9 protein-coding genes and 1 pseudogene are annotated in these 10433 nt (G+C 41.8%); 4 read left to right on the plus strand and 6 right to left on the minus strand.

Going from position 1 to position 10433, the window contains the following annotated elements; genetic code table 11:
- Positions 1 to 61 precede the first annotated feature (61 nt).
- On the plus strand, positions 62 to 790 hold the full coding sequence (locus N482_RS08380) for a 3-deoxy-D-manno-octulosonic acid kinase (protein WP_063376605.1): 729 nt from the start codon (positions 62 to 64) through the stop codon (positions 788 to 790).
- Here N482_RS08380 and hldE read toward each other — a convergent pair.
- The 3 genes from hldE to N482_RS08395 form a co-directional block, all read right to left on the minus strand.
- Positions 787 to 2235 carry a bifunctional D-glycero-beta-D-manno-heptose-7-phosphate kinase/D-glycero-beta-D-manno-heptose 1-phosphate adenylyltransferase HldE gene (gene hldE / locus N482_RS08385; protein WP_063376606.1) on the minus strand — a complete coding sequence of 483 codons (1449 nt, stop codon included), beginning with the start codon at positions 2233 to 2235 and terminating at the stop codon, positions 787 to 789. The genes N482_RS08380 and hldE overlap by 4 nt on opposite strands.
- Positions 2232 to 2825: a D-sedoheptulose-7-phosphate isomerase gene (locus tag N482_RS08390; RefSeq protein WP_063376607.1), complete on the minus strand. Its 594-nt coding sequence runs from the start codon at positions 2823 to 2825 to the stop codon at positions 2232 to 2234. Before N482_RS08390 ends, hldE begins: the two co-directional genes overlap by 4 nt.
- Before the next feature lie 62 nt (positions 2826 to 2887).
- On the minus strand, positions 2888 to 4345 hold the full coding sequence (locus N482_RS08395; RefSeq protein WP_063376608.1) for a capsule assembly Wzi family protein: 1458 nt from the start codon (positions 4343 to 4345) through the stop codon (positions 2888 to 2890).
- Positions 4346 to 4490: 145 nt separating this feature from the next.
- Here N482_RS08395 and waaA point away from each other — a divergent pair, with 145 nt between their 5' ends.
- Both waaA and N482_RS08405 read left to right on the plus strand, forming a co-directional pair.
- Positions 4491 to 5753 (plus strand): lipid IV(A) 3-deoxy-D-manno-octulosonic acid transferase, encoded by a 1263-nt coding sequence (gene waaA / locus N482_RS08400; protein ID WP_063376609.1) that lies wholly within the window; start codon positions 4491 to 4493, stop codon positions 5751 to 5753.
- Positions 5754 to 6299 (plus strand): DUF1415 domain-containing protein, encoded by a 546-nt coding sequence (locus tag N482_RS08405; protein WP_063376610.1) that lies wholly within the window; start codon positions 5754 to 5756, stop codon positions 6297 to 6299.
- A 52-nt stretch (positions 6300 to 6351) separates the two neighbouring features.
- Here the strand turns inward: N482_RS08405 and N482_RS08410 are convergent, their stop codons facing one another.
- From N482_RS08410 to N482_RS08420, 3 genes are read right to left on the minus strand one after another with little or no spacing between them, the layout of a single operon-like run.
- Positions 6352 to 6672 (minus strand): YdbL family protein, encoded by a 321-nt coding sequence (locus N482_RS08410; RefSeq protein ID WP_063376611.1) that lies wholly within the window; start codon positions 6670 to 6672, stop codon positions 6352 to 6354.
- A 12-nt stretch (positions 6673 to 6684) separates the two neighbouring features.
- Positions 6685 to 6864, minus strand: a complete 180-nt coding sequence (locus N482_RS08415; RefSeq protein WP_063376612.1) for a YnbE family lipoprotein — start codon at positions 6862 to 6864, stop codon at positions 6685 to 6687.
- Positions 6865 to 6876: 12 nt separating this feature from the next.
- The gene (locus N482_RS08420) at positions 6877 to 9429 is read right to left on the minus strand and encodes an intermembrane phospholipid transport protein YdbH family protein (RefSeq protein ID WP_063376613.1); all 2553 of its coding nucleotides are present in this window, start codon (positions 9427 to 9429) and stop codon (positions 6877 to 6879) included.
- Between the two features lie 508 nt (positions 9430 to 9937).
- Here N482_RS08420 and N482_RS24785 point away from each other — a divergent pair.
- A pseudogene (locus N482_RS24785) lies at positions 9938 to 10433 on the plus strand (IS4 family transposase); the annotation flags it as partial.

Below are 10433 nucleotides of genomic sequence, written 5' to 3' on the forward strand. Positions count from 1 at the left end.
CATTTTACTCTTGGCAAAAAGTCGCTAAACTTGCCGCATATTTCCTGTTGTTAAATAAATCATGCTCAAGGTAGAAAAAACAAATAACCAGTACTTGCTCTTGCCAGAAAACTCCACCTTAAACATCCACTCTGAGTGGTTTAAAGTTCAATATTGGCGCGACCAAAATGCAATTGTCACCAGCAAGCAAGGTCGAGCAGCTGCATGGTTTATCAACTATCACGAAGACAAGATCGCTGTTTTGAAACATTATTGGCGCGGTGGTTTAGCCGGCAAGCTTTTGTCAGACCAGTACCTTTATACTGGACTGGAGAAAACCCGTGTTTATCAAGAATTCAAGCTTTTGTCAGAACTGCACGCGCTAAACTTGCCTGTACCAAAACCCGTCGCGGCATATGTTCAGGTAAAGTTAGGCATTTATCGCGCAGATATCATTACAGAAGCCGTGCGTGGAGCGCAGAGTTTATGTGAAATGTTGCAACATCAACCGGCTTCTGAACAAGCCTTAACCTCTGTTGGGCGCACAATCGCGCAATTCCATCGCGAAGGTGTCTATCATGATGATCTAAACATCAACAACATCCTTTTCGACCAAACAGGTCAAGTTTACTTAATCGATTTTGATAAAGGCGCGATACGAGCACAGGATAAACAGTGGCAGCAAGCTAACATAGACAGGCTAAATAGATCTTTTAAAAAAGAAGCCGGCAAATGGCCGACGTTCCTTTTTACAGATTCAGATTGGCTGACTTTAATGAAAGCCTACCAAAACGCAGTGGACACTAACTAATTTTTAGTTAATCGCGCTTTTTTTATCACATTAGAAGTGGAACAACCGTCCAAAAATGACAACACTTCTACTTTACCACCTTGGCCCAAGACGTGATCGGCTCCAGCAATTTCTTCGACCTTATAGTCTCCACCCTTCACTAAAATATCGGGGCTAATAGAAGCAATAAGGTTTGCTGGCGTATCTTTTTCTTCAACCTTGCCAAATGGAATGACCCAGTCGACAGAGGCCAACGCTGACAGCACCATTGCCCGTTCGTTTAGAGGGTTTATTGGACGATCAGTGCCCTTCAATCGCGCTATAGACTCATCATTGTTAAGGCCAACAACCAACCTATCTCCCATCGCTTTTGCTTGCGCAAGGTATCTCACATGACCTGCATGTAAAATATCAAAACAACCGTTAGTAAAAACGATTGTTTCTCCATCTTGCTTAGCAAACTCAATATGCTGCAATACATCTTCGAATGGGGTTTGATAGTGCTCGCCTGTATCTCTTAAATATTGACCTAACTTGGCACTAAGCTCTTCAGGCGATACGGTCGCAGCGCCCAATTTACCAACCACAATACCTGCTGCTAGATTAGCCATCTCAACCGCATCTTTGGCACTCATACCTGAACTTAACATCGTAGTTAAAGTCGCGATTACTGTGTCGCCAGCCCCCGTTACATCGCTCACTTCTAGTACTTGAGCTGCAAAGTCATGCTTCTCGGTTTCCGTGATCAGCGACATTCCCTGTTCCGAGCGCGTTAGTAACATCGCTTTGATACCTGATTCTGAAATAAGCTTTCGAGCACTGTCTGTTAAGGTCTGCTCGGTCGTTGCATCACCGCCTACTAGCTTAAACTCATTTAGGTTAGGGGTAATAAAGTCTGCGCCCCTGTAATAAGACAAATCACTCATTTTAGGGTCAACAAGTACTGTCTTACCTGCATTTTTAGCAATTTGGATCATTTCCTGAATGTTAGCAAGTGCACCTTTGTTATAGTCAGAAAACAAGACAAAATCATAATTCTCTATTACCGATTCTAACTGCTTGGTTAAAAGCTTGCTATGTTCAATCTCAAAAGGTTCTTCTAGGTCCAAGCGCACAACTTGCTGATGTCGACTAATAACACGCATTTTGGCAATGGTTGGCAGTTCATCAATCGCAACCAATTGCGAATCAATCTTTTCAGATTGAAGGATCTTATTTAGCTTGGCACCGTTGTCGTCTTTACCGATGAGGCCTAACAGTCCTACTTTTCCATCTAAATGAGCGATATTTTTTGCAACGTTTGCAGCACCACCGGCTTTATCTTCTAAGCTACTTACCTTGACCACAGGCACAGGAGCTTCAGGAGAGATCCGTCCTGTATCTCCATGCCAATACCGATCAAGCATCACATCACCAACAACTAATACATTAGCGTTGTTAAGGTTTTGTAAGGCACTTAGATTCATTTACTTTGCTCCGAAATCAGTAAATCAACAGCCTCACATAACCAATGCCCAATAAACATATGCGCTTCTTGGATCCTCGCTGTTTCATCGAAATTTATAATGATAGGTAACTTAGCAATATTTTTTACGACACCACCCTCACGACCAGTCAATGCGACTGTGTATGCGCCAATCTCGTTAGCAGCTGCTAAAGCCAAATTAATATTTTCACTTGTGCCCGAGGTTGTTAGGCCAATCACTATGTCTTCAGGCTTGCAAAGTGCCTGTACTTGCCTTTCAAAAACTGTATTGAAATGATAGTCATTACTGTGCGCTGTTAAGATAGAAGTGTCTGTTGTCAGTGCGATTGATGCAAGCGGTCCACGCTCTAGCTTATAACGTACCACAAACTCCGCTGCCAAATGCTGTGCATCAGCCGCACTACCACCATTACCAAACCAAATTACTTTCCCGCCAGCTTGCAGTGTTTTCTGACATTGCCTAAGCAATTCCACAGATTCTTCATGGTAATTTGCCATATTAGTAAACAGTGCCATATGGCGATTCAAGCTGTCTAAGTAGCTATTTGCTATTTGGTCATTAACTGACATAGTGATCCTTAATATTGTTATTAGCCCAAATACTGGACATAACTTTTTTGATTACCCGTGTTTTACCAGTATACATTGACTGAAAGCCAAGTGTAATTCTCACCATATACATCTTTACCTAAAGTCAGGCCCGTTTCTACTTGGTAGCTATCAATTTTTCTCGAGTTTGATAGCTTGAGTTCGCGCATATTCTCGTAATTATCGCTTACGCCACCCAGCTCATTTCTATATCCGCTTTTGTTTTGAACGCTTGTTAACTTTAAATTCCACATTGAATCTAAGCTCTCTGAGTAGGTTACCTCTAGAACATTACTCGTTGAAGGTACCCCATCATTAAATGTTCTGTTGTTTGCCAAGGAGTTTCCGATGACAAAACCGTCGATACTATTCCCTGTTTTGGGATAAATTTCGTTTACATACCATAGACTGTGTAGGTTAGTATGCTCGAACCTGAACGAGAATTCTTCTGTAAGGTTTGGTAGGTACACCCCGAAGCTAGTTACATTGTTACCAAACAGATAGTTTTTATGCTCTCGCGTATCTTCACCACCATGTTCAAGGTACCACTCTGCCGTCGTTAACCAGCTTGTTTTAAATGACGTCGTTACACTGGCCCATTGGTCGCCAAGTTCATTGTCTTTACTACCTGTTACCCCACTGTTGTCATTGCCCGCAGGGTCAAAATACGCCTTTACTACGTCTTCAAAGCCAACCTTTCTAGGCCCACCACCAAATTGCATCACTCGATTAATAGCGAGCTTCCAATTCTGAAACGGTTCAATACTCAGGTGTGTTCCCGCTAATCGAGGCGTGCCATCATGCATTTCTTTTTGATATAGAATGCCATCTTCTACATGCTCTAACTCTGAGTAAAACACTTCAAAATCAAAGTTCCACCAATTTCGAAGTGGTGAATTCAAGCCAATAGAAACTGATAGCGGCGCCTGTGCATTATTAGAGTATATGGTTGCAGAATGCTTAAATGGGGAAAACCAATGTTCCTTATATCCGAGGTTAAGTTGCAGATTTTCCCCGCCTAAAGCGTAAAACGTATTATAAGGAACGAGCTTGCCAGACTCGACTCTATATTCTGCTCCTAACTGCATCAAAGAGTTATCACTTCCTCTATATATGCCATCTAGAGATAGTTCAGCATATTCACCCGAATGGTTACCTCTATCGTTGGCAAGTTTTTGTTCTTCGCCAGAATCAATACGTAATTTAACGCCGCGTCGGGTGATGGTATCTCTTTCTAGGTAAGGTGCGATACGTGCTCGAATACTCGCTTGCAGCGCAGGATCAATATTACCAAGCTTAGCGATATGTTGATTTATTTCTGTAATGCGATATGGCTTGCTCATTGGGGTAATGGCAGTCATGGTAAACATTTTCTCAATTTGATACTCAAGTATCTTGTCTTTGCCAATCGGTAGATAGGCAGTTGGCATTGCTAATGCCATTGTCGAGCTAAGCCCTAAAAAAGAAACAGCAAATAATACTCTTTTATAAGTTGACAACATTTTAATTCATTCGAAATCACAACAGGGCCCGAATACTAGCAAATTTACTGCTTTTGAGCACGCGCGGTTATGTGTAAAATTGTTATACCAATTTTCATTAGCCCGTTAGCGGGTTAGAATACTCTTTTATTTTTTACCTATCGCTATGACCAGATACCTATACTCCTTACTGTTGCTATTGCTCAGCCCATTTATTGCCTTTTACCTGTATCAAGTAAGAGGGAAGAAAAACATCGGTTATCGAGCTCACTTTGGCGAAAGGTTTGGCCTTGTAAAGAATAAGACCACAAAAAAATCAATCATGATCCATTGTGCTTCTGTAGGGGAAGTACTGGCAGCATCGCCACTTATCAAGCGCATTCAACATGCTCACCCTGATGAACGATTACTGATCACCTGCAATACTCCAACGGGTAGGGCAGAGATCCAAAAGCAATTTGGCGAGACTGTTGATATGTGCTATCTGCCTCTCGATATCGCTTTCGCGGCGAGAAAATTCATTAAAACGGTTAAGCCAAAGCTGCTCATTATTCTGGAAACGGAGCTGTGGCCTAATTTGTTCTATTACGCAAAACAACACCATTGTCCCGTCACTGTGGTAAATGCACGCCTATCTGAAAAATCGTATCGGGGTTATAAGCGCTTTGCCTCTTTAAGCCGACACTTGATGCAACACATAGATGTATTAGCCAGTCATAACGAAGAAGATGGCCACCGCTTTATTGCTCTGGGACTTGACGCTAATCGAGTACAATCTACAGGTTCGATTAAGTTTGATATTCACATCGACGATGGAGATAAACTCAAACTAAACGATTTAAAAACACAAATTGGCGACAGGCCAGTTTGGATAGCGGGTTCTACACATCCTAATGAACATGAACAAGTCATCGCAGTTCACCAATTAATACTAAAAAAGCACCCTAATGCCTTACTGATTATTGCACCGCGCCACCCTGAACAATTTGGACCGGTCGCAAACTTACTTTCTCAATCAAAGATAAAATATAGCCGCCGCAGTTCCTCCTACGATAAAGACTGTCAGGTGCTTTTAGCTGATACGCTCGGTGAGCTCAAATTTCTTTACGGCAGTGCAGCCGTTGCATTTATCGGTGGTAGTCTAATTGAACGCGGAGGACATAACCCTCTTGAAGCTGCCGCCAGTGCTATTGGTGTGATCAGTGGACCCAGTACTTACAATTTTTCGCATATTTATCCGGAGTTGACTGCCATGAAAGGGGCCATCATTTGCCAAAATGAAGAACAACTCTGTGAACAGGTCACCGCCTATTTAAGTCATATTCAAGCGGCAAAAATACTGGGTGAAAATGCGTACGCTTGTTTAGCAAAAAACCAAGGGGCGATTAACCGCACCTTAAAAGTTATCGACTCATTATTGGAGCAGTAAATGTCTGAGCACGTTATTAACTCTATGCAAAATTGGGTAAGCAAAGTGATTGTAAAGTACAACTTTTGCCCATTTGCGAGAAAAGAAGTGGAGCAGCAATCCATTCACTACCAAGTAAGCTCAGCGTTGTCACATGAGGATGCAGTAATGGAGATGCTCAATGAGTGCTTTGAGCTAAACTGCCTCGTTGAACGAGAGACTACCCTGCTGATATTTTCAGAGGGCTTTACCGTGTTTGATGACTTTTTGGACCTAGTCGACCTTGCAAATGCAATGCTCTGTGCACAAGGCTTCGAAGGAAAATACCAAATAGCCAACTTCCACCCTGATTACGTCTTTGCCGACAGTGAAGACACCGATCCTGCCAACTATACCAATCGTGCACCATTTCCTACGCTTCATCTCATCCGAGAAGAAAGCATGGCCATGGCCTTAGAACAGTATGATGACCCTGAGTCTATTCCCGACAATAATATTCGACTGGCAAGACGAAAAGGTGAAGCGTTCTGGCAACAATTGCTGTCGCAATGCAAGACTCAAAAATGACGCATAGTAAGCCTTTTGAGCGAAGCAGCGCCTTATTGGCGCTGCGACATACCTATTTTTTTACCCACTTACCATTTACTTGAATAAAGTGACCAGATGACGTCTTTTTATAGGTTTTTTCTGCTGCAAGCTTTTCTACTTGTGCCAAACTAATTTTATTTTTCTTAGCCAGCTGTTGATACTTCGCTTGACGCTTTTTATTAATGTCCGTAACAAGCCTTTTCACTTCTGCAGACCCTTTAATCACCCCTAAATAACCCGCTGAATTTTCACCAACTAAACCTTGGGTTTTTGCTTCATTAATGGACATTGCCATCACTGAAAAGCTCAAGCAAGCTGCTGCAATTGTTGTCAAAATCATTTTAGCTTTCATGTTCCGGCTCCCTTAGAATAATTCACTGTCTTCGCTAAACAGATCATCTAGCTCTTTATCTACTTTTACACGGATCTCATGATCCACTTTAACATTTAAGTTGATAGTGATTGGCTCTTTCGTCTCTACCTGCACTTTGTGTGTGCATGCTGACGTTAACACAACCAGCATCATGGTTAGCATCCATTTCATGCTTTCTTGCTCCTATTTATTTAGTGCTTTTTCTACTTCATTCGTTATCTCATCACTTAAACGTAATGCTCTAAACAACTGAAATATGTTCTCACTATGTGTGTAATTAAAATTTATCGGCTGCTTTGCCTGCTCATTCACACCTGCAATTTCCACAGCTAAATCTAGCCAACCGTCTGGTGATAAAGCAACATCACTCGATAACTTTTCTATCTCTAAATTTTCCAACAAACTGAATGCGGTATCGATACCCGCTTGATGTGACTTCAGCGCTTCAACTGACTCATTGTTATCTATGCGTAATAATCCCACATCAATGTTCGTTAATTTGCCATTCGTAATTTCAATATCACCTTGCTTGATGGTGACTGGCAGCTGACCTGACACTCGCCCGCGCAGTTCAACTCCTGCACTCTTTCCAGCTTCAGAGACATGCGCTAGGTCCCAGTTATGCGCTTCAATTGAGAAGTTTTGATCGCCGCTAGATAAGTTAATCTGTTGTGCTGAGATTTCTCCATCAAAAATTGTCGCTTTAGTATCATTTAAGATCAACGTGTTATTCGTTGATGACAGTTTTGCTGACAAATCTGTAAGTACAGCACCTGAACGAACTTCGGCTATATCGAGCACAGTCTCTGAAAGTACCAACTGCCCCTCATCGAACTTACCAATAACTGGTAAATTAATGCCATTTAGATAGTGGGAATCATACAAAACCCCTCCACCTTGTAGGTCAGCTTTAAACTGATAGCTTTGAGTTGACAAATTTCCAGTTACCTCAGCGGATATCAAGCCTTCACTCAACTGTAATTGAGGTGCTAACTGACTAACAAAAGGTTGCAGTGTCATAAAGCTCTGTTCGGGCACCTTTATCAACATTTGGTTCAGTTCACCATCCAAAATGTGGTCAATACTAAACTCAAAATCTTCTAAGTGAGCTATGTGGTTCAGCTTTACAGCATCTTGGATACTGCCTGATGTGGTCAATACCGCATCGCGAAATGACAGGTTTGGGTTTGCTACTAGCCCCAAATGCATTTCACCATCAACTTTGGCGGTATACTCACTATTTGTTACCTTTCCTGAAATCGTAGATATTTGATTAATGCCTTTCCCGCGAATATCTCTCATCTTAAATGAACCAATGTCTAGTTCAGTATTGGCAGTTAACTCACCAAACTCGCTGAGCTTTGCTTGAGCCTGTAAAAGTACGTACTTGCCAGATAGCGCTTGTAATTTATATCTCTGTGCACTCAGTTGGGTAGTTAGATCCTTTATCTGTATAGGCCAATTTTCCTCTTGACCAAATTTATCAAGATGAATCACTGATGTAGCTTTAACATTGAACTCAGCATTATCTAACTGTGTATCATGAACGTTTATCTCACTCGCGGTTACTTGAGAGTTGAGATCTATGGTTAATGCACGCAAAGAATCGCCCGCTAAATTAAAAGCGCCTTGGCTAACTAGTTCCTTAAAAAAAAGATTGTCAGGCAACTCGAGCAATTCATTACTGACTATCCAGTCGCCAGATATGGTTAACGCTTGCGGTTTATACAGAAAAGAAGATTGAAGTGCGACTAACCCAAGAGCGGCGGTTTGATGATTAACGCTTAGACGACCTTTTGCAATTCGGCTGTTAAGTTTCAATGAAAAAGACTGGATTTGAACTTCAGAATCGTTGTCCGAGTCTAGTAACGTTATTTTAGGTAACACGACTTTTGACTGGCTAACTTCGATACCTGAATCAAACACGGCTTGCCACTGTCCACCGATACCACCATCAGGCAGACGCGCCTGTGCATTGGTAAAATCAGCACAGCCAGATACATCAACGTGAATTGGTAGCTTTGAGGGGTTCACTTCACCTCGCTTGTTATTCAAGTGCCAATTCCCAGTTACCTGACCATTTGCGGAAAATTTAATTGGGCACAGCGTATTTTTTTGGTGCCTTGCGTTTAAATCAATATTAGTATTGTATTCAATAGATACCCCATCGGTCGATAGGTTCAAGTTGCCTGCAAGTTTCTCAACTTGCTCCGGTAAGTAGTGCTCAACAGCTTTACTGTCCAGCCCTAGCTGAACTGTCAATTTATCTGTCAAAATTTCCAACTGAGCCATCAAATCACCAGTTACGACAAACTCGTTTAATCGAGTCTCTTTAACTGATAATTTTAGAGTTTGGTTCAACGTGGGGGAGTGAATATTCAGTTGGTCAACATTCAAAAGCGGTCGTCGCTCAGGAAGTGGTAAATCGAGTTTGTGCATCGTATTGTTTTGGGAACTTTCTTGTTGCCCTTTGTGATCAACCCTTAAAACGCCGACTTTTATGTGCTGTGCTGTTAGTATAATGTTCTTACCTTTCAAAAAGATAACATCATTTTCAAAGCAAACTTCATCTACCGTGATCTCTTTAAGCCCTGACAAGGCCCAATTTAAGCAAGTGAATTGCCCTTGAGGTAGATAATACTTGGCCACCGCCAGACTTAGCGGTATCCGAAAGGCAAAAGTAATCAAAACAGTGAGTAGCAATGCCATCGCTGCGAATATAAAGTTGCGGCGCATTCGTTCCTAGATAATTTAGCGGCTTAAGGCTGTTAGTTTAAGCCATCATTGCAGCAATGTAATGTAGAACTAAGTAAGAAGTTGTAAAATAGGATGGAACATACACTGAGCTGATCCAATAGTTTTGGACACTTCATTAAGTGAGTAAACTAACTCACAGAGCTGACTAATGAAATCCACAAAGAAAACTAGAAAAGTATATTCAGCAAAATTCAAAGAAGAAGCCCTAAAGCTAGCAACTAAAGTTGGAGTTACACAGCTAAAGCATCGCCAGAATTAGCCTTATATATCAATACACTAGGAACATTAAAAAATTTGGAGAATGAGGAACATTCATGGTGTTTTGCGATCTTATAGATCGCCAAAAACAACAGAACTAAACACTATAAATGCCTTTACTATTTTGCACAATACGCTCCGCGTTGTCACCCCTGACTCAACCCACAAAGCCAGATTTAATACTATACTCTCTTCCGTGAAGTCTCTTTTGCGTTGTCAGTAATGCACATTGACTTCTATCGGTCGCAATCTGGATTCAAAAACAACTGAAAAATATGATATTAAACGCATTGACCGTTTACTCAGCAATTATACGCTGTTGCGTGGATCAACATCAGTTTATGTCAGCTTGAGCCACTTTGTTGTCACTGAAAAGCATCTCGTCATTCTGGTTGACTGGAGCCATGGGGATACACAGACCAAGCACTGTATTCTGCGTGCCAGCATTGCCAGTAAAGGCCGCGCTCTGACCCTTTATCAGAAAAGTACGTTCAGTTTTCAGTGCCCTTGTCCAAAAGTGCAAAAACACTACTTAAAAATACTCAAGCTGCTCTTGCTGAGTGATTGTCGGCCCGTGATTGTGACGGACGTCGGTTTTAAAGTCCCTTGGCTAAAAGCCGTAAAAAGCAATAGCTGGTATTATATCAGCCGAGTTCGTGGTACTGCGCATCTGAAAACGGAACATAGCGACGGCTTTATCTCATGCAGGGCGGGATCACACTTTG

This window comes from Pseudoalteromonas luteoviolacea NCIMB 1942 (assembly GCF_001625595.1).
Lineage (GTDB): Bacteria > Pseudomonadota > Gammaproteobacteria > Enterobacterales > Alteromonadaceae > Pseudoalteromonas > Pseudoalteromonas luteoviolacea_A.